The organism is Brachyspira hampsonii (genome assembly GCF_001746205.1).
GTDB classification, from domain to species: domain Bacteria; phylum Spirochaetota; class Brachyspiria; order Brachyspirales; family Brachyspiraceae; genus Brachyspira; species Brachyspira hampsonii_B.
The window spans coordinates 726,724-748,099 of sequence record NZ_MDCO01000012.1 but is presented as its reverse complement, the minus strand read 5'-3'; the positions used below and the strand labels follow the sequence as shown (position 1 = coordinate 748,099).

Genomic DNA, 21,376 nt, shown 5'->3' with positions numbered 1-21,376 from the left:
TTGCTGCTAATAAAAATTGCTCGTTTTAAGGCTCTGGTATTCTTACGAATACCAGACACTCGCAATTTTTATATATTTTAGCTTATCAATTTTTAATTAATTATTTTATTTAAGGAGACTTTATTATGATAGTAGTAATGAAACCAAATGCTAAAGAAGAACATATTAATAACATTATAGAAAGACTTAAAGAGGCAGGTCTTGGGATTAATAAAAGTGTAGGAGTAGACTATACAGTAATAGGAATGGTTGGTGATACCTCCAAAATAGATAGAGATTTAATTTCATCTTTGCCCGGAGTATCTAAAGTATTGAAAGTGCAGGAACCATTTAAAAGAGCAAATAGAGCGTTCAAAAAAGAAGACACTATAGTTGATGTAAGCGGTGTAAAAATAGGAGAGGGTAAGCCTGTAATTATTGCAGGACCTTGTTCTGTTGAAAGCGAACAGCAGGTTATTAATATAGCTAAAAGTGTAAAGGCTTCTGGTGCTTCTATACTTAGAGGCGGGGCTTTCAAACCTAGAACTTCCCCTTATGCATTTCAGGGTTTAGCTTTGGACGGACTTAAAATATTAAAACTTGCTAAAGAAGAGGTTGGAATACCTATTGTAAGTGAGATTGTATCTATAAGGCATTTAGAAGATTTTGATAATACTGTTGACATGATTCAGATTGGTGCAAGAAACATGCAGAACTTTGAACTTTTAAAAGAAGTAGGAAAGTTAAAAAAGCCTATACTTTTAAAAAGAGGTTTGTCAAGCACTATAGAAGAATGGCTTATGAGTGCTGAATATATACTCAATCAAGGTAATGAAAATGTTGTGTTATGCGAAAGAGGTATAAGAACATTTGAAACTTATACTAGAAATACATTTGATGTAAGTGCAATACCTGCTATAAAGCGTTTAAGTCATTTGCCTGTTATAGGAGATCCTTCGCATGCAAGCGGAAAATCATGGATGGCACTTCCTCTAACATTGGCTGCTATTTCTGCAGGTGCTGACGGTATGATAATAGAAGTGCATAATGATCCAGAGCATGCTTTATGCGATGGTGCACAGTCTATAAAACCTGATGTATTTGCTGATATTATGGAATCTGTTAATATGATATCTGATACTGTTCAAAAAATAAAAGAAAAACATAACGGCAAAATTTATACTAAATAATTACTTATAAATTATTATTATATTTTTTAAAAGATGAATGGATTTTATTCTGTTCATCTTTTTATTTGCATAATATTCTACATTGATTTTTATAAAAAATATTATAAAATCTTTCAAATTAAAATTTAGGAGATATTATGAGAGCAGCACAGATTGATAGATATTCAAAAGATATTGATATAAAGATTAGAGATATACCAATGCCAGAAATCTCTGATGATGAAGTATTGGTTAATGTAAAGGCAGCTGCAGTAAACCCGCTTGAAATATTAATATTAACAGGCAGTGTAAGACTTATACAGGATTATAAAATGCCTCTTACATTGGGAAATGAGTTTTCTGGTGTGGTTGAAAAAATAGGTAAGAATGTAAAAGATTTTAATGTAGGCGATAAAGTTTATACACGTATGCCCATATCAAAAATAGGTGCTTTTGCTGATTATGCTGCAGTAGATAGTAAGTTTTTATCCTCTATGCCCAATAATTGCAGTTTTATTGAAGCGGCAGCAATACCTCTTACAGCACTCACAGCTTATCAGGCACTTAAAGAAGAATTAGAGGCTAAAACAGGTGAAACTGTTTTAATAACAGGAGGCTCTGGAAGTTTCGGAGAGATGGCAGTTCCTATTTTTAAATATTTCGGGCTTAATGTTATTGTTTCTGGTAATGAGAGGTCAAAAGAGCATTTTATAAGTTTGGGTGCTGATAAATATATTGATTACCGTAAAGAAAATTATTGGGAGTTAGTTTCAGAAGCTGATTATGTTATAGATACACTTGGGGCGAAAGAGTTTGATAAAGAGTTATCAGTATTAAAGAAAGGAGGGCGTATTTTGAGTTTGAGAACAAGCCCTAATAAAAAATTTGCTGAAGTTAATCAATTTCCTTTCTTAAAAAGAACTTTATTTTCTTTGGCAGGTTCTAAATACGATAAAAAAGCTATGAAAGAAGGAAAAGAGTATAGATTTATGTTTGTAAGAGCTGATGGTAGAGAGCTTAAAGAAATTACAAAAATAGTAGAAGAGAAAAATATAAAGCCTAAAATATTTTCTAAAGTATTTAATATTGAAGATACAAAAGAAGCTATTCAAACTATGTCTAAAGGCGGTATAGAAGGTAAGATAATCATATCTATGTGATTGTTTTTAAAATTAAAAAACTTGCTTACTTTATAATTGATAAAACTACATAAAATTATATTGTAAAGCAAGTTTTCAAATAGCCGATAATTTTAGCGAATAATTTTATTTACAGCAAGGAGGCGTTAAAATTATGGGAGTCAAAAAGTATTTCTTTTTATTGCTAGTATTATTGGCAATGAATAGTATATATGCATTTGCAAATCAAAATATTATCAGAGTACAATTAACAGATGTAAAAGCTCCATATACTATTAATATCAAAGGTCCTTATAAAGCGTACAATTACAAATATGAAAGCGAAATAATATCAGCTCTAACTAATGAAACTGTAATGGTTGTAGAAAACAGATTAGGTTTAAAAGTTAATGAAGTAGGGGTTTATAAAGAGGGTATAGTCTTTGAAACACAAGACGGATTTACTTTAAATGGAAAAGAATATTATGGTTCTTTAATGTTTATTCCATATAATGATACTATGATAGTGGTTAATGAGCTTAATATTGAAGACTATGTTAAAGGTGTTTTACCTCATGAGATGTCTCCAGATTGGCCTATGGAAGCATTAAAAGCTCAGGCAGTTGCAGCCCGTACTTATGCGATGTATCATATATTAAAAAATGCTAATAAACTTCCTTTTGATGTTGATAATACTACAAAATATCAGGTTTATAACGGCAAAGAAAAAATTAGTTGGTCTGTTGAACAGGCTGTTGACAGAACAAGATATGAGATTGCTGTTTATAAAGGTAAAGTTATAGCTACATACTTTAGTGCTTTATGCGGCGGACATACTGACAGTGCTGAAAATGTATTCGGTGTTGCTGTACCTTATTTGGAAGGTGTTTCTTGTCCTTACTGCAATGCTCAGATTAAACCTTGGACTAATGCTTTAAGCTATAATGAACTTAATAATGATTTAGCTAATTATTCTGTACATGCAAGTGAAAAATCTTCTATTGGTATTAGCACTGATCCTAAATCTGGAAAAGCTACTAATATAAAAATAGATGACAGTGATATTACTTCAAGAGATTTCAGAACTACACTTTCTCCTAAATTGGTACCATCACTTAATTTTACTATTAAAAAAGTAGATAATGGTATAATAATCACTGGTAAAGGAAGCGGACATGGTGTAGGTATGTGCCAATGGGGTGCTTACGGTATGGCTCAGGTTAAAAAAGACTACAAAGAAATTTTGAAGTTTTATTATAACGGTATTGATATTGTTGATTATAATAGAGTTAATAAAGAGTTTGAACCTGATGTTTGGGGAAAATAAATTTATAACTAGATAAAATTAAAGGCTTGTATTAATTAATTTTAATGCAAGCCTTTTTTATTTTTATAAGTTATAAAAATAAAATTAGACTTGTTTCAAAACTAAATTAAGAAATATTTATACTATTTCAATTTTTAGTATTTTTATTTTTATAACTGGGGCTTTGCCCCAGACCCCACTTCTTTTGGTGACCCAAAGAAGCAAAAGGGCTGCATATTTATATACTAAAACAATAAGTTATACAACATATAAGACATTGATTTGATAATTTATAAATTATCAAAATTTTATATATAATCTTGTCAAGTAGTTTTGAAACAAGTTTATTATTTCTTTACCAAATTATATAATAAATTAACTTCTTTAATCTTTGTAGAATAAGGAGGATATTTAGTTTTTACTTCAAAACCATATCCTTTAGTTAAAACGGTTGTTTCTTTTGAGAAGCATTTAAAGCTATAATATCCATGATAATTACCCATTCCGCTATTTCCAACTCCTCCAAATGGGGCATTAGAATTTAATATATGGCTTATAGTGTCATTAACAGAGCAGCCTCCATAAGTTATTTTTTCTATAAAGTAATAATTAAAGTCAATATCTTCAGAAAAGATATACATAGCAAGAGGATTAGGACATACTTTTTCTATTATATCTCTGGCCTCTTCTTTTGTTTTATAATAAAGTATTGGGAAAATGCTTCCGAATATTTCATCTTTTATAATATTAGTTTCTAAATCTTTAGGTTCTACTAATGTTATAGAAATAGATAAATTATTATCATCATATTCTCCGCCGTAAATAATTTTTCCGTCATTTAAATATGATTTTAATCTTTTATAGTGATTTTCATTTATTATTCTATGAAGCTTTTTTTCATCATTGAATAATTTTATTTCATCATTAAATGCTTTTAAAAATCTTTCTTTTAAATCTTCTCTTATGAGTATATAATCTGGAGATACGCAAGTTTGACCCGAGTTTATAAACTTACCCCATATGATTCTTTTTATAGCTTTATTAAAATTATTTCCTTTTATATCATCAATTATAACAGGTGATTTTCCTCCAAGTTCTAATGTTACAGGTGTAAGAAACTCTGAAGCATTTGACATAATAATTTTTCCAACTCTAGGAGAGCCTGTAAAAAATATTTTATCATATTCTATTTTACTTACATTTTCTGGGGGTATACTTTTATCTACAACGGCAATATATTCTTCATCAAATGTATCTTTAATAGAATTATATATTACATCATAAACAGTAGGAGTTAATTGAGAAGGTGCTATTATAGCTGTATTTCCAGCTCCTATTGCCCCCACAAGCGGAAGAAAAGTTAATTGTATAGGGTAATTCCAAGGCGATATTATTAATGATACTCCAAATGGTTTATTTATTATAGTGGTTTTTGAATCTATAGTTACCATATTTCTTTTTGCTTTTTTGTTATGCATCCATTTTTTTAGATTTTTTATGAATGTTTTAATCTCTTCCATCACAAAAAATAATTCTGTTCCTATAGCTTCAAATTCTGACTTCTGCATATCTTTATACAGGGCATCTATAAAATTTCTTTCATATTTTATAAGCATTGATTGTAATTTTTTTAATTGTTCTATTCTAAAGTCGTATGATAATGTTTTTGAACTTTTGAAAAATTGTTTTTGTTTATCTCTTAATTCTGTTAAATTCATTTTCCCTCCGTTTTTTGTTTAAATATATAAAAAATAATAAGAAAATTATTTACTTTTTATAAAAATTTTAATTAAATATATAATCATCATAGTAAGTCAAAATGTAAAATTGGTTTGCAAAAAATGAAAAAAATAATAAAATAATAATTACTATATAAAAACTATTTTTGATGAGGTTCAATGAAAAATAAAATTCTATTTAATAAAAGATTTATACTACTGATTATTTCTTTTTCTTTGATTATTGCTATTATTGCTTCTATTCTAACCGCACAGGATATTTCATTAAAGAAAAAAATAACTTCAAAGAATAAAATAAATTATGGTACGGCATTAGAATTATATAATAGAGAAAAATATTTAGAAGCATATAATCAATTTACAAATATAATAAACAGAGATGAAGATTCAATTATTAAAGATTACATTATATATTACGGAGCCAAAAGTGCTTTAAATACAAATATGTATGATGAATCAATAGATTTATATTCATTGCTTATGAAAGAATATACAAATTCTCCATTATATCCTTATGCAGAGCAGTATAAAGCATTAGCTGAGTTTTACAGAGATGATTATCCTATTAGTAATTTTTTTAATAGTAGGAAACAAAAATGGATTAAGGAATTTGTAGGTATTAGAGCTTTAAGAAATACTGATGATACCAATAAAGCTAAGATGATAGCTTATGAACTTATAACTAAATTAACAAACACTGAAGCTATTATTTATTATAACAATAATTATGAAGATGAAATATCATTATTCGATAATAATTTACAATATAAATCGGCTTCAGTGCTGTATGATGCCGGATTTAGAAAATCTGCATTAAAACTTTTCCAATATTTATATTCTAATAATTACAATAAGGGAAACTCAACTTATTATATGGCTAGAATAAATGAAGCAGAAGGAAATAGGGTAGAAGCAGCTAAATTGTATGATGAATATTTATCTAATGCCAATAATAAAACATATAGAAAAATGGGGCTTTATTATTCTGCAGGTAATTATTCTAAATTGACAAATAATAGCAAATCAATAGAATTGTATAACACTTTTTTGAAGGAATATCCTAAAGATGATTATGTTCCAAGAATATATAATAATTTTGTTAATACAAGTTTGAATAAAAATAATTTAGTTCAGGCAAAAGTTTATTTAACTAATGTTATGAATAAATTTCCAAATAGCTGGCAGACAGAATTAGCATTAAAATCATATTTAAGAAAAGCATTCAAATTAAAAAATAAAACAGAAACTTATTTTGCAGCTTCAGCATTAGAGAAAAGATATACTAAATTCCGATACGATTTTCCATTATCTTGGAATATGTGGACTGCTGAAGAGTTTGGAGATGATGAGAAAAGAGATGAATATTTAATGAAAACACTTCTTACAAGTAAAAATCATTATTTTTTGAAAGGTGCTTTGAGTTTAGCCAATGATGAGATGATTAAAAATGTTGAAATTAGTAATACTTATTATTTTGATGAAGTTGAAAAATATTATGCTGATTCAAATTATACTAAATCTATGGAAATGCTTAATAAGATTCAGTTTTTAAATTATATTTCTACAGGAAAAGAAGATGATTTTATGAAATCAGCTAGAGATATGGCTAAAAATATTCTTATGCAAAATGAATTTGTAAAAGAATTATATTCTAATAAAAGCGATTATGATTTATTTAATGAATTATCATTGCAAACTACTAATGAAGCTGACAGGTCTATATTATTATATTATTATGGTGATTATGATAATGCATATACAGAATATGATAAAATATTTAAGAAAGCAGAAGAAGTAACTTATCCGTTATTTTATTTCGCTGAAAAAATTTTTAAAGATTCAGGCAATACCAAGAGGCTTATGCAAATATCAGTCAATATAGGAAAGTATTTTAATTACCCTTATTCTGATAATACCGATTTGCTTCCAGATGAATTTAGAAAAATGGTTTATCCAAGATATTTTGATGAATATGTTTTACCAGAGGCAAAATATTATAAGATAGATCCATTATTTGTATATTCTATAATGCGGGAGGAAAGTACATTTGATCCTAAGGCTAAATCTTGGGTTGGAGCTACAGGGCTTATGCAGTTAATGCCTGCAACAGCTGAAGAGCAAAATAGAAATCCTAGATACAGATATGATCCTTTAGATCTAACAGATCCGAAGCAAAATATTAATATAGGTATTGGGCATTTAAGCTGGTTATTTAAAAGTGAAAATGCAAGTAACTATATAATAGTAGCCGCAAGTTATAATGCAGGTTCAGGACGAGGAAGAAGATGGAAAGCAGAGTATGGTACTAATAACATGTATCGTACGGGAAGATTTATTGATATTGAAGAAACTGAATATTATGTGGAACGAGTTATTAATAGTTATGAACACTACAGTAAATATTATAAAGATTAAAGTATAAATATATTAAAAATGTAATGAAAATGTAAAATTTATTTGCAAAAAATCAAAAAAGTAATACAATAACAATTACTATATAAAAACTATTTTAGGCTAATATTAAATGAAAAAAAACATTTTCAGAATCTTTAATAAAAGAATTTTAGTATTTACATTTTGTTTTGAAATTATCGTTATTGTTATGACATCTATATTAGGTGCTCAGGATATATCATTAGAAAAGAATATTATATCAAAAAGTAAAATTAATTACGGTACAGCATTGGAACTTCATAATAGAGAAAAATATTTAGAAGCATATAATCAATTTACAAATATAATGAATACAGAAGATGATATGATTATAAGAGATTATGTTATATATTACGGAGCTAAAAGTGCCTTTCTTACTAATATGTATAATGAGGCAATAGATTTATATTCATTATTAATGAAAGAATATCCCCGTTCATCATTATATCCTTATGCAGAGCAGTATAAAGCACTTGCTGAGTTTTACAGAGATGATTATCCTGTAAGCAATTTTTTTAATGGAAAGGCTCAAAAATGGATTAAGGAATTTGTAGGAATAAGAGCTTTAAGAAGTACAGATGATACTAATAAAGCTAGAATGATAGCTTATGAACTTTTAAGCAGATTCGGATCAAGCGAAGCAGCTATATATTATAATAATAATTTCTCTGAGGATATTTCTTCTTTTTCTAATGCTTTAAAATTTAAAACAGCAGCTATACTTTATGAAGCAGGATATAGAAAAGCATCTTTAAATTATTTTAAGGATTTGTATGATAATAATTCTCATAAAGCAAGTTCTACATACTATATGGCTAGAATTAAACAGCAGTCTGGAAATAGAAGAGATGCTGCTGCCTTATTTGATGAATATTTATCAAATGCTAATAATAAAACTCATAGGAGATTAGGCTTATATTATTCTGCGGATAATTATAATAAATTGAAAGATTATGATAAATCATTTGAGCTTTATAATACTTTTTTGAAAGAGTATCCTAGAGATGATTATGTTCCTAGAATATATAATAATTTTGTAAATTTGAGTCTTAATAGAAATAATCTTGTTCAGGCAAAGACTTATCTTACAAATGTAATGAAAAGATTTCCTAAAAGTTGGCAGACAGAATTAGCTTTGAAATCATATTTAAGAAAGGCATTCAAATTAAAAAATAAGACAGAGACATATTTTGCTACTAAAGCTTTGGAGGCAAGGTATCCTAATTTTAGGCATGATTTTGCTTTATCTTGGAATATGTGGGCTGCTGAGGAATTTGGAGATAATGATATAAGAGATAAATATTTGATGCAGAGCCTTTTAACTAGTAAAAGTCATTATTTTGTTAAAGGAGCTCTGAGTCTTGCTGATAGCGAGATGGTAGCTAATGTTGAACTTAGTAATACTTATTATTTCAATGAAGCTAAAAAATATTATTCAGATTCTAATTTTACTAAATCTATGCAGATGCTTGATAAGATACAATTTTTAAATTATATTTCTACAGGCAAAGAAGATGAACTTACTAAAGAGGCTAGGGCAATGGCTAAAAATATTCTTATGCGAAATAGATTTATAAAGGATTTATATGCCAATAGAAGCGAGAAAGATTTATTTAATGAATTATCACTTCAAACGAGAAGAGAAGTTAACAAAGCAATAATATTGTATTATTACGGTGATTATGATAATGCATATACTGAGTTCGATAAGATATTTAAAAAGACGCAGGTAACATATCCTTTATATTATTTTGCTGAAAAAATATTTATAAGTTCTGAAAATACAAAAAGGCTTATGCAGATATCAGCAAATATAGGCAAATATTTTGGATATCCATATTCAGATAATACAGATTTGCTTCCAGATGAGCTTAGAAGAAAAGTTTATCCTAGATATTTTGATGAGTATGTAGTGCCGGAGGCTAAATATTATAAGATAGAGCCTGCATTTGTATATGGTATAATGAGAGAGGAGAGCTTATTTGATCCTAAGGCTAGATCTTGGGTTGGGGCTATGGGACTTATGCAGCTTATGCCTTCAACTGCGGCAGCTGAAAATAAAAAAGCTAGATATAGATATAATCCTTTAGATTTAACAGATCCTAAACAAAATATTAATCTCGGAGTTTCGCATTTGGGATGGCTATTCAGCAGTCAAAAGGCAAGCAATTATATATTGGTAGCAGCAAGTTATAATGCAGGTTCAGGACGAGGAAGAAGATGGAAAGCAGAGTATGGTACTAATAATATGTATCGTACAGGAAGATTTATTGATATTGAAGAGACTGAATATTATGTAGAGAGAGTTATTAAAAGCTACGAATATTACAGTAAGTATTATAAGGATTGATATTAATATATTAGAATTGTTTCAAAACTATTTTGGAAAATTATAAAAATAATTCAATTTTTAAAATTAATATATAATATTTTATATATTGTTTATTTGCTATTTTTATATAAATATGCTGTCTCTTTCACCTGACAACACCTGCCTTGGTACAATTTCGTATATACTAATAAATAATTTAGAACACTATAGATAATCATTAAAATAGTTTTTAAACAAGTCTAATAAAATGAAGTGCCGCTAAAAAATTACAGGGCATAGATAAAAATCTAATACCCTGCATTGTATATGGGATGGAAAGTAAATCAATCGTCGAATTTTTGTCCTATCAGCTGACCGTCAGAAGATATATAAAGCTCCATCATATTATTAAGCTTTATCTCATAAGTACCCCATTTCTTTTCAGCACTTATTATAACGGTTTGCGGATATGTATTTCTTATTGTGTTTGCAACATTGGCAGGAAATACATTATATGGTATACCTATATATTCTGCATCTATTTCCTTCCAATCTCCATTGCCTAAGAAATCTATTTTTATACCATTTGAAAGCTCAACTTCATATTTTCCGTCATCCATTTCAACATACCATATCTGTGCATCAGGAAATACTTGTGCTACAAATTGCTTGGCTCTTTCGGGTAAATAATCAGGAGAAACAATCCAATCGTCAGCAAATAAACTGCTGGAAGAGATTATAATGATAGTTAATATTACTTTCAATATTTTCATAAATAACCTCCTCCTTTTATTTTCTGATTTTAGTATATCATGTTTATTATTATATGTCAATATTTTTTACAAATATTTTACTTCTTGTTTACAAGTTTATTGTTTTTATAATTATTACTTACATATTATCGTACATATTCTCTATAAATTTAAAAAACAGTTCTAATGTAAAATTATTAAAACTGTTTTTTAAATAATATAAATATTTAGTATTAATTATCCTGTTTTTTGAAATATAGAATTATATTAAAAATAGATAAAGCTATAAATATTATCCAGCAAATTATTGTACTGTATAAATATTTCATTGCAGGTGTGAACTCAAAAACTATATTATTATCTCCTGCATCAACATAAACACCTCTAAATAGCAGATTGGCATTTAATAATTCTTTCTTTTCTCCATTTACAGTAACCGACCAGTCAGTATTATAACGTTCTTTAGATACTAAAATTCCTGGTTCAGGCGTTTTTACATTCAGAATTATTTTATTATCAGTTTCTTCAAGTAATTCAGCTGTATATATTGCATTTCCATTATTTAATGTAATATTATTATTTGAGTTATTTAATAGAACAACCTCATTAGCTAAATTAAAATTAGGCATTGTAATTCTTCCAAGACCGTCATTAAAATCTACGGCATTATAGGCATTATTAACGAATTCATATTTATTTCTATAGCCTTTAAGTTCGTATAAAACAGCAGCAGAGAATTGATCCTGATATTCAGTTATTTTTGTTAAATCATTTGAAAGCACAGACTGATCCAAATATGTAGGACTTAAAATGTATCTTACTCCAAGTAAATCCATAAGTCTAGGCTGATAACCTACATAATCATTTATTCTAAATGCTGAAAATACATCTGTAATATCTTTTGATAATCGGCTTGCGGCAGGCGGTTCTGTTAAAGGTATTTTATAGTAAGGCATCGTATGAGTAGTGTATCTGTATAGATAAGGAATCAATATAGGCATTGTTGTTTCATTTCCTTTTTCATTTAATATATGATCTACTATAGGAGTGGAGTTGTACATCTGATCATAATTGGATTTTACTATAAACATGTTTCCGCTTTGTGCTAAATCCAAAAATAAAACAGCAATAAACATATAAGGTAAATATTTATAGAATAATTTATCTTTATTTGCTATTACAATATAGAAAAATACTATAATACTTCCTATAATGAGAAAACCTATATGCCCTAAATCATATACAGAAAATAATATAAATCCTATTAACGGTACTATTACAAGAAATTTATCTTTTATAGTTAATTCTTTTAATGAAATTGTATTATTAATTAAAAGAAGAACAGCAGAAGATATTAAGGCTAATCTTATAAATGACATAAATATATTTTTTGATATTAAAGCGGCATTGGCTTCTTTCCAATCTGCAGCAAAATTGTTATATATCATTCCATTTGTTAGTATTGTTATTAATGCTAATATAACAGAAGCTATTGTTATTATGTACATAATCTTTTGGGCTATATTGATATATTTATAATCGTCTTCCAAATATTTTAATAGCTTATCTTCTTTTTTAGCCTCAAATGCTTTAAATATATAATCGCATGCAAATGATGATAGTATTGCAAATGGAATAGGTATAATTTCTATAAATTTATTAGGATTTCTTGCATCTTGGAATATTGGTATTTGAAATAAAGCTCCGTATATAACAGGAAAATATCTTCCAAAACTTGCTATTAAAAAGAATAAAGCAGTACCAATCCAAAAATGTTTTTCGCTGTATTTTTTTCTGCTTATAAATATTGCAAATATTATAAAGATGAAACTTATATACCCAATATTTGCAGAAGTTAAAGAGAAGTTTGAAGTTTTGGGCTCTCCCGGCATATTGGCTATTCTACCCCAATAAGGGTGAGTTTCGCTGCCAGAATAGTATCCAAAAAAACCAGGCATAAAGAAACCTAATACTTCTTCAGGCGGATAAGACCATCTTGTAGCCCACTGCCATAACTGATTTTTATCTGTAACTCCAGCTGCCCCCATGTCTTGAGTATTTCTTGTAATCATTATTATTTGTATAGACATTAAAAAAGAAAATACCGCAACTAATGCAAACTTTACACATAACAGAATTATTTTTTTTATATCTGTTTTTATAAAGTCCATTATTTTTTTTTCGTTTTTTTTGCTGTAAAGTAAATACAAAAAATAACATGATAAAAATAAAGCAAAGTACATAGCTACATCCAAAGCTCCGCCTAAAAATGCTATGCCTAAAAATGCCCCTGTAAAAAAGAAATGAATCCATTTTTCAGTATTCATAGCTTTTGAAAGAAAATATAATACGAATGGAAAATAACAGTAAGTCTCAAATTTACCCAAATGTCCGGGAAGTATTAATGTTATAATAGCATTAGAAAACATCAAAGCAACAGCCCCAAACATAGAAGCATTTATTGATAATTTCTTTTCTCTCAAAAATAAGAACAAACCATATCCCATAACAGTTATATGAAACATTATACTTACTTGAGGATATATATTATTAGGTAATAATGCTATTAGTAAAGATTTTGGGTGAATAGGTACTGTTGAAGAAGAAGCTATTGTAAAATAGGCATTATTCCAAAAATATAAATTTCCATTTAATATGGCATCTTTAATATTTTTAATATCCCAAAGAATAACATCTCCCATTTGAAGGTATGAAAATGTTAAATTGCTGTAGAAAAATAATATAGAAAGCAATGCAAATATAATAGGATATATAATTTCTTTTTTTAGTGATTTCATTATTTGTTTTCCTTAAATTAAAGTAACTTATATAATTGTAATTATGAGATATTAAATAATATATAAAAGATAATGTATTGTCAAGAAGTTTTGTATTAAAATATTTGATGTATACTCTGTATTAAATAAAAAAGGTATTAACTTAAAAATAAGCTAATACCTTTTGAGTTTTATATTAAATAAATTATTATCCCACTATATTTGAACCAAAATATCCCCAATCTGACCATCTGTTATCTTTAATATCTATAGTATTATCTATATCATTTTCTGTCATATAAGGAAAATTAGTCCAATTCGGCTCATCATTATTTTCAGCAACAAAAGAAGTTATTTTTTGTGCATATTGTTGTGTACAATTTTGAGGCTGTTTTCCATCTAAAAAATATATATTATTTCCATCTTCAGGTATTTTTACAAGACAATATACTTTTACGTTAATATTTGACGGAGAATCTGGATCTCCTATACCATATAGGTCTGTAGGATCCCCTTCATAATAATATATTGCTGTATCATTTCCTAAAGATTTATAAAATGTATATATTGTTGTACTATCTGAGTTTCTTATTATATTACCATTAGAATCAAAATAATAGCTCATTTTTGATATTTTTTGATTTGCTGTTTTCTCTTTCCATAATTTATTAAAATCTGTTGCAGTGCTTCCGCCTTGATCTGTTCCACTTCCTCCTTGGTCTGTATTACTGTTTCCGCTATAATCTGAACCTGTTTTATTAGTGTTACTGCATGATATGCCAAATACTAATATCAGCATAAAAATTAATATTTTTTTCATTGTTTTATCCTTTATCATATTAATATTTTAAATATAAAAAATAGATAATAAAAAACAATTATTTTTTATATAAAATGTATATATTTTAAAAATTAAAGAAAAATATTACTAGATATAGTATTGTAAAAAAAAATATTTATACTATAATAGTATAAATATTTTTTAAATACTATAGTAAATTATTTAACTTTAAGGAGAATTGATAGTATTATGAAGGATAAAACTTTTTTGATGATACCAGGTCCTACACCTGTACCAGAATCAGCATTAGTAGAAATGGCAAAGCATCCTATGGCACATAGAAGCAAAGAATTTTCAAATATACTTAAAGAAGTTTATGAAGATTTAAAATATGTGTTTAGAACTAAGAATGATGTATTTTTATTTACAGCAAGCGGAACAGGAGCTATGTGTGCTGCTTTAGAGAATCTTATTAATGAAGGCGATAAAGTATTATGTCTGTCCATTGGTAATTTTGGTTCAAGATGGGCTAAGATTGCTGCAAGCAGAGGAGCTGTTGTAACAAAAATAGAAGCTGAAGCAGGTAAAGTGATAACAGCTGAAATGCTTGAAGAGGCATTAAATAAGGATAAAGATATAAAAATTGTAACGCTTACTCATAGTGAAACTTCTACAGGTGCTGCTAATGATGTAAAAACTTTATGTTCTATTATAAAAAAACATGGAGCTATATCTGTTGTTGATGGAATAACAAGTTTATGTGCTATGGAGTTTAAAACTGATGAATGGAATATTGATGTAGCTATATCAGGTTCTCAAAAAGGATTTATGATTGCCCCTGGTCTTTCTTTTTTAACAGCAAGCGAAGATGCTTTCAAAATGCATGAAAAATGTAAATATCCTAGTTTTTATTTTAATTGGGCAGAACATAAAAAATCTATAGCTAAAGATACTACACCTTTTACACCAGCAGTTAATTTAATAGCTTCTCTTCATACTGCTTTAAAAATGATAAAAGAAGAGGGTATTGAAAATGTTAATAAAAGACATAAAAAGTTTTCACTTGCTTTAAGGGCTGCTGTTAAAACTATAGGGTTAAAACTTCTTGTTGAAGATGATAGTAATGCAAGCTATGCTATAACTTCAATACTTCCTCCAGAAGGTATAAGCGTTCCAGATATAAGAAAAACTTTAAAAGAAGATTATGATATTATAGTAGCAAACGGACAGGGTGCTTTGGAAAATAAAATATTTAGAATAGGAACTTTGGGATATGTTTGCGAACGCGATTTGATAATGGCAGTTGGTGCTTTGGAGGCTAGTTTAGTTAAACTTGGCTACAAGTTTGAACTAGGAAGCGGAGTTAAAAAATTAATAGAAGAATTAAATAAATAAATATTTTGGATTGTTTTATATATTCTAATATAATGTTTTCATTATATTAGAATATTTTATTTTTTTAGTAATAATAAGAAGCTATAAAGACTGTATTGATAATTCGCCTAAGGCGGACAAAGTCATTATCGAGGAGCTTATAGGCTTTTTCGAGCATAATAATAACAAAGTGAGCCGACCAATTAGGTACATTTGGGTAAGTCATATGACAAACTTGTTTGGCAGATGATTATAGGCACCTTTACAGGTGGGTGAGCATAACAACAATAAGAAAAAGCTGTATTGATAATTTATTATCGAGGAGTTTATAGGCTTTTTCAAGCGTAACAACAACAAAGTGAGCCGAAGCCATCTGACAAACTTGTTTGGCAGATAATTATAGGCGAACCGATTAGGCACCTTATAGGTGGGCGAGCATAACAACAATAGGAGACGATACATGAAGGTTTTAATAACTGATAAGGTAAATGAATGTGTAAAGGATATAATAGCTGATGTTTCTGAGGCTGTATTTCTTCCTACAATGAGTGAAGATGAACTAGTAAAGGTTATAGGTGAGTATGATGCTTTAATGGTAAGAAGTCAGACTAAAGTAACAAAAAGAATTATAGAAGCTGGAAAAAATTTAAAGATTATAGGACGTGCTGGAGTAGGGGTAGATAATATAGATGTAGAAGCTGCTACAGAAAAAGGTGTAATAGTAGTAAACTCTCCAGATGGAAATACTATTGCAGCATCAGAGCATACTATAGCTTTAATGCTTGCCATATCAAGAAATATAGTTCCAGCTGCTGTATCAACTAAAGAAGCTAAATGGGAAAGAGATAAGTTTACAGGTAATGAGCTTTTCGGTAAAACTTTAGGCGTTATGGGATTTGGAAGAATTGGAAGAAAGGTTGTTCATATTGCTTTGTCTATTGGAATGAAAGTATTAGTTTATGATCCTTTTGCTACTGAAGATATTGTACAAAAGTCAGGAGCTATTTATGAAACTTCTTTAGATGATTTTTTACCAAAACTTGATTATTTATCACTTCATATACCAAAAACTCCAGAAACTAATAATATTATCAACAAAGATAATATGGGCAAAATGAAAAATACTGCAATCATTATTAACTGTTCTAGAGGCGGACTTGTTAATGAAGAAGATTTAAAAGAGGCATTGGAAAACGGAACTATAGCAGCAGCGGCAGTAGATGTCTTTGTAAATGAACCTAAAATAGAAACATGCCCTCTAACACAGTATAAAAATAATAATTTAATACTTACTCCGCATCTTGGTGCAAGTACAAAAGAAGCTCAGATAAATGTAGCTTTGGATGTTGCTAAGCAGATAAAACAGGTGCTTTCTGGAGGATATACAGAATCAGCAGTTAATATACCTTCTCTTAACCCAGAAAAACTTGAGCCTGTTAAAGACTATATGAAAATAGCAGAAAATGCAGGGGAAATGATAATGCAGCTTGCTAATGGTAAGATAAAATCATTAGAAATAACTGCTCAGGGAGATTTAATCAATTTAGATATTCAGCCTCTTGAAGTAGCTATATTAAAAGGTGCATTATCTTATATGTTCCAAGATGTTAACTATGTTAATGCTCCTTATCTTGCTAAGCAAAGAGGAATCGAAGTAAAAACTGTTAAATCAGAAGCTCCTTCTACATTCACTGGAATACTTAAAGTAAAATTAATTACTGATAAAGATGTAACAAGCGTATCAGTATCATTAATAGCTAAAAATATTGCGAGAATAGTTAAACTTAATGATTATGATGTTATAATTAAGCCTCAGCCTCATATATTGGTTGTTCCTCATATAAACCAGCCAGCTATGATAGCTAGAGTTGCAACAGTACTTTCAGGTGATGGAATTAATATTGGTTCTATGAGCGTATCAGAAAATATTAAAGGAAGCAATATGTCTATAATGGCTATAAATGTTGATAGAAGTATAGGAAATGATGTTATAACAAAAATTTCTAATATAGAAGGTGTTCATGAACCTAAATATGTAAGGCTTACAGCAGAGTATACTCTATAATATATAAGGACTAATAAAATGAAATTAGCAGTTTTTGATTTTGATTCTACTTTAATGGACGGAGAAACTTTAGATATAATTGCAAGAGAAACCAATTTTGCTGATGAAATTTCCGATATCACAGCAAAAGGAATGAGAGGTGAGATTGATTTTTTTGAGAGTCTTCAAATGAGAGTATCTTTGCTTAATGGAATCAAATTAGAAACTGTTAATGAAATTTGCAGTTCTCTTCCTATAATGAATGGTGCTAAAGAAACTATTGATGAGCTTCATAAAAAAGGATATAAATGTGTATGCTTTTCTGGAGGTTTTAAGAATGCTACTGTTTTATTTGCTCAAAAACTTAATTTGGATGCTGAGTTTGCAAATATTTTTCATGTGAAAGATAATATACTTACAGGTAAAGTAGGCGGAGAGATGATGTTTTCTGACAGCAAAGGAAATATGCTTTTAACTCTTCAAAAACTTCTCAATGTTTCTTATGATGATACTTTAGTAGTTGGCGATGGTGCTAATGATTTGAGTATGTTTAAGCATGCTAAAAATAGGGCAGCTTTCTGTGCCAAAGAAGTTCTTAAAAAAGAAGCTAATATTATAATAGATAAAAAAGATTTAAGGCTTATATTGGATAATATTTAATTAAAAATTAATTATTTATATAAAAAGTTTATTAATAAAAGAGGCTTAAATATTTTAAGTCTCTTTTTTATTATTTAAATTAATATAAATATAATATATCTAATTAATAATTCTTGTTTTATAATAAAAAAAGGAGTTCTATATAAAATAAAACTCCTTTTAATTTTTTATTATTAATTTCTTGTTGGCTATATTTTAATAATTATCTTTTATCCATAGTAATAAACTCTTGAGGCTCTATAACATTTTTATATGCAGGTCTTATTATTCTTCTGTCATCGAAATTAAGCTCTTCTATTCGGTGTGCACACCAGCCTACTATTCTTGACATGGCAAATAATGGAGTATAAATCTCTTTAGGTATTCCAAGCATATCATATATAAAACCAGAATAAAGGTCTACATTAGCACAAACTCTTTTTTTATCTCCTTTTACTTTCATAAAACATTCAACAGCTCTTTCTTCTATTAACTCCAAGAATTGAAGTTCGCATTCTTTTTTCTTTTCTTTAGCAAGCTGACGAGCCAAATCTTTTAATATCACAGCTCTAGGATCTGATAAAGTATAAACAGCATGTCCCATACCATATATAAGTCCGCTGTTATCATAAGCTTCCTTATTAAGCATTTTTGTAAGGTAATCATCTATTTCATTTTTATCTTCCCAATTATCTATTGCGTCTTTTAAATGGATAAACATATCCATAACTTTAGCATTAGCTCCTCCATGCAAATCTCCTTTAAGAGAGCCTATTCCTGCGGAGATACTTGAATAGGTGTCAGTTCTTGATGAGCTTGTAACGCGTACTGTGAATGTAGAGTTATTACCGCCGCCATGATCTGCATGAAGTATTAATAATAAATCAAGCATTCTAGCTTCTAAAGGTGTGAACTCCTGTTTAAGCATATATAAAAAGTTTTCAGCTATAGAATATTTAGGTTTAGGAAGTGTAATAGTTAAGTATTTTTGGTCAACACTATATTTATACATATTATACGCATAGGCAATAACTGCTGGGAATCTTGCTATTAATTGTATAGACTGAAGCATTAAATTATCTAATGATAAATCTTCGGGATTAGGATCATGAATATACATTTCAAGAACACTTCTTGATAATATATTCATAATATTCTGACCTTCCAAATCTATTATATTCATAATAGTTTTCTTATCCAAATACATATTTTCTGCTATTAGTTCTCTAAAAGACTGCAGCCTTTCCTCATCTGGAAGTTTTCCAGAAAGAAGAAGATAGCAAACCTCTTCATAACCGAAACGTTTATTTTTTAAAATGTCTTCGGCTATATCATTTATGCTGTATCCTCTATAATAGAGTTTTCCGTCTATAGGATATACATTTCCATTTTCATCTTTATCATATCCTACAACATCGCCTACATTTGTAAGTCCTACAAGCACACCCGTACCGTCTTCATTTCTAAGCCCCTTTTTTACATTATATTTCTGAAAAAGTTCGCTATCAATTTTTATACGCTTGCTTGAATGGTCGTATAGTTTGTATAGTAGGTATTCTTTTTTCATAATAAACTCCTTTTGTTATTGATTTTTAGTTTATAAAATATAATGTTTGTTTTTAATAAAAATTATAATAGAGAAACTATTTTTTCTCCAAACTCTTTAGTACCAAGCGATACTCCGTCATTCATAAAGCTAGCCAAATCTTCAGTAGCATATCCGCTTTCAAAAGATCTTTCTAATGCATTTATTATTAACTCAGAAGCCTTATTCATATTAAGATACTCTAATGCCATAACAGAAGAAAGTATTAATGAACAAGGATTAGCTTTATTTTTTCCTGCTATATCAGGGGCTGTGCCATGAGTTGCTTCAAAAATAGCATGCCCTGTTTTATAATTGATATTGCCGCCCGGTGCTATGCCTATTCCTCCAACCATTGCTGCTAATTGATCCGAAATATAATCACCGTTTAAGTTTAATGTAGCTATTACAGAAAAATCTTCAGGTTTTAATAATGTGTTTTGTAGAAAAGCGTCTGTAATATTATCTTTTATTATAATTTTTCCATTTTCTTTAGCTTCTTTTAATTTTGCTTTTGCTTTGTCTTCTCCGAACTCTTTTTTTATCTCGGCATACTCTTCCATAGTGAAAGTTTCATTAGCAAATTCTTTTCTTGCGAGTTCGTATCCATATTTTTTGAATCCGCCTTCAGTAAATTTCATTATATTTCCTTTATGTACTAATGTTACAGAAGGAAGTTTATTTTCAATAGCGTATTCTATAGCAGAGCGTATAAGTCTTTTAGAACCTTCTTCTGATACAGGTTTTACTCCGAAAGATGAAGTTTCTGGAAATCTTACCTTAGTTACTCCCATCTCATTTTTTAGGAAGTTATAAAATTTTTTAGCCTCTTCTGTGCCTGTTTTCCATTCTATACCTGCATATATATCTTCTGTATTTTCTCTAAATACTACCATATTAACTTTATTAGGCTCTTTTATAGGAGAAGAAGTGCATTTAAACCATCTTACAGGTCTTAAACATACATATAAATCTAAAGTCTGACGAAGTGTTACATTTAAAGAACGCATTCCCTCGCCAACAGGAGTAGTTAAAGGTCCTTTTATACCTATAAGATATTCTTTAAAAATATTTATAGTTTCATCAGGAAGAGGAGTACCTAATTCTTTTTGTGCCTTATCTCCTGCAAGCACTTCCTTCCATTCAATAGATTTTTCTCCGTTATATGCTTTTTTAACAGCTTCATTTACTATCATTTGGGAAACAGGTGTGATTTCTGCTCCTACTCCGTCACCCTCTATAAAAGGTATTGTTACTTGATTTGGTACTATTAATTTACCGTTTTTCATTTCTAATTTGCTCATATAAAAATCCTATTACTTTTAATTAATTTGTTGTTATCAATAAACTTTATTTTATTAATAATATT

General features: G+C 28.6%; 14 protein-coding genes. 8 read left to right on the top strand and 6 right to left on the bottom strand.

Annotated elements, in window-relative coordinates:
* The first annotated feature begins 125 nt into the window (after positions 1–125).
* The 3 genes from aroF (at position 126) to BFL38_RS12295 (ending at position 3,593) form a co-directional block, all read left to right on the top strand.
* Complete coding sequence (gene aroF, locus BFL38_RS12305; RefSeq protein WP_069727309.1) at positions 126–1,169, top strand: 3-deoxy-7-phosphoheptulonate synthase; 1,044 nt, start codon at positions 126–128, stop codon at positions 1,167–1,169.
* A 137-nt stretch (positions 1,170–1,306) separates the two neighbouring features.
* Positions 1,307–2,308 (top strand): NADP-dependent oxidoreductase, encoded by a 1,002-nt coding sequence (locus BFL38_RS12300; protein WP_069727308.1) that lies wholly within the window; start codon positions 1,307–1,309, stop codon positions 2,306–2,308.
* Positions 2,309–2,486: 178 nt separating this feature from the next.
* Entirely contained in the window at positions 2,487–3,593 is a 1,107-nt protein-coding gene (locus BFL38_RS12295; protein ID WP_176720586.1) for a SpoIID/LytB domain-containing protein, read from the top strand.
* A gap of 326 nt (positions 3,594–3,919) precedes the next feature.
* Here BFL38_RS12295 and BFL38_RS12290 read toward each other — a convergent pair whose 3' ends face one another.
* Positions 3,920–5,290, bottom strand: coding sequence for an aldehyde dehydrogenase family protein (locus BFL38_RS12290; RefSeq protein WP_069727306.1), 1,371 nt, complete (start codon positions 5,288–5,290; stop codon positions 3,920–3,922).
* A 180-nt stretch (positions 5,291–5,470) separates the two neighbouring features.
* Between BFL38_RS12290 and BFL38_RS12285 the strand changes: the two genes are divergently transcribed.
* Positions 5,471–7,726 (top strand): lytic transglycosylase domain-containing protein, encoded by a 2,256-nt coding sequence (locus tag BFL38_RS12285; RefSeq protein WP_069727305.1) that lies wholly within the window; start codon positions 5,471–5,473, stop codon positions 7,724–7,726.
* A gap of 109 nt (positions 7,727–7,835) precedes the next feature.
* Positions 7,836–10,094 (top strand): lytic transglycosylase domain-containing protein, encoded by a 2,259-nt coding sequence (locus BFL38_RS12280; RefSeq protein ID WP_069727304.1) that lies wholly within the window; start codon positions 7,836–7,838, stop codon positions 10,092–10,094.
* 305 nt (positions 10,095–10,399) lie between these two features.
* Here the strand turns inward: BFL38_RS12280 and BFL38_RS12275 are convergent, their stop codons facing one another.
* The 3 genes from BFL38_RS12275 to BFL38_RS12265 form a co-directional block, all read right to left on the bottom strand.
* Complete coding sequence (locus BFL38_RS12275; RefSeq protein ID WP_069727303.1) at positions 10,400–10,828, bottom strand: PepSY-like domain-containing protein; 429 nt, start codon at positions 10,826–10,828, stop codon at positions 10,400–10,402.
* 212 nt (positions 10,829–11,040) lie between these two features.
* Complete coding sequence (locus BFL38_RS12270; protein WP_069727302.1) at positions 11,041–13,605, bottom strand: hypothetical protein; 2,565 nt, start codon at positions 13,603–13,605, stop codon at positions 11,041–11,043.
* Positions 13,606–13,792: 187 nt separating this feature from the next.
* Positions 13,793–14,404 carry a hypothetical protein gene (locus tag BFL38_RS12265; protein ID WP_069727301.1) on the bottom strand — a complete coding sequence of 204 codons (612 nt, stop codon included), beginning with the start codon at positions 14,402–14,404 and terminating at the stop codon, positions 13,793–13,795.
* Between the two features lie 210 nt (positions 14,405–14,614).
* Between BFL38_RS12265 and BFL38_RS12260 the strand changes: the two genes are divergently transcribed.
* The 3 genes from BFL38_RS12260 to serB all read left to right on the top strand — a co-directional run bounded on the left by BFL38_RS12260 (position 14,615) and on the right by serB (position 18,443).
* Complete coding sequence (locus tag BFL38_RS12260) at positions 14,615–15,760, top strand: pyridoxal-phosphate-dependent aminotransferase family protein (protein ID WP_069727300.1); 1,146 nt, start codon at positions 14,615–14,617, stop codon at positions 15,758–15,760.
* 439 nt (positions 15,761–16,199) lie between these two features.
* The gene (serA, locus tag BFL38_RS12255) at positions 16,200–17,804 is read left to right on the top strand and encodes a phosphoglycerate dehydrogenase (RefSeq protein ID WP_069727299.1); all 1,605 of its coding nucleotides are present in this window, start codon (positions 16,200–16,202) and stop codon (positions 17,802–17,804) included.
* An 18-nt stretch (positions 17,805–17,822) separates the two neighbouring features.
* Entirely contained in the window at positions 17,823–18,443 is a 621-nt protein-coding gene (gene serB, locus BFL38_RS12250) for a phosphoserine phosphatase SerB (RefSeq protein WP_069727298.1), read from the top strand.
* A gap of 202 nt (positions 18,444–18,645) precedes the next feature.
* Here serB and BFL38_RS12245 read toward each other — a convergent pair whose 3' ends face one another.
* Together BFL38_RS12245 and icd are read right to left on the bottom strand one after the other, a co-directional pair.
* Positions 18,646–19,989, bottom strand: coding sequence for a citrate/2-methylcitrate synthase (locus BFL38_RS12245; RefSeq protein WP_069727297.1), 1,344 nt, complete (start codon positions 19,987–19,989; stop codon positions 18,646–18,648).
* A gap of 62 nt (positions 19,990–20,051) precedes the next feature.
* The gene (gene icd / locus BFL38_RS12240; protein ID WP_069727296.1) at positions 20,052–21,311 is read right to left on the bottom strand and encodes an NADP-dependent isocitrate dehydrogenase; all 1,260 of its coding nucleotides are present in this window, start codon (positions 21,309–21,311) and stop codon (positions 20,052–20,054) included.
* Positions 21,312–21,376 lie beyond the last annotated feature (65 nt).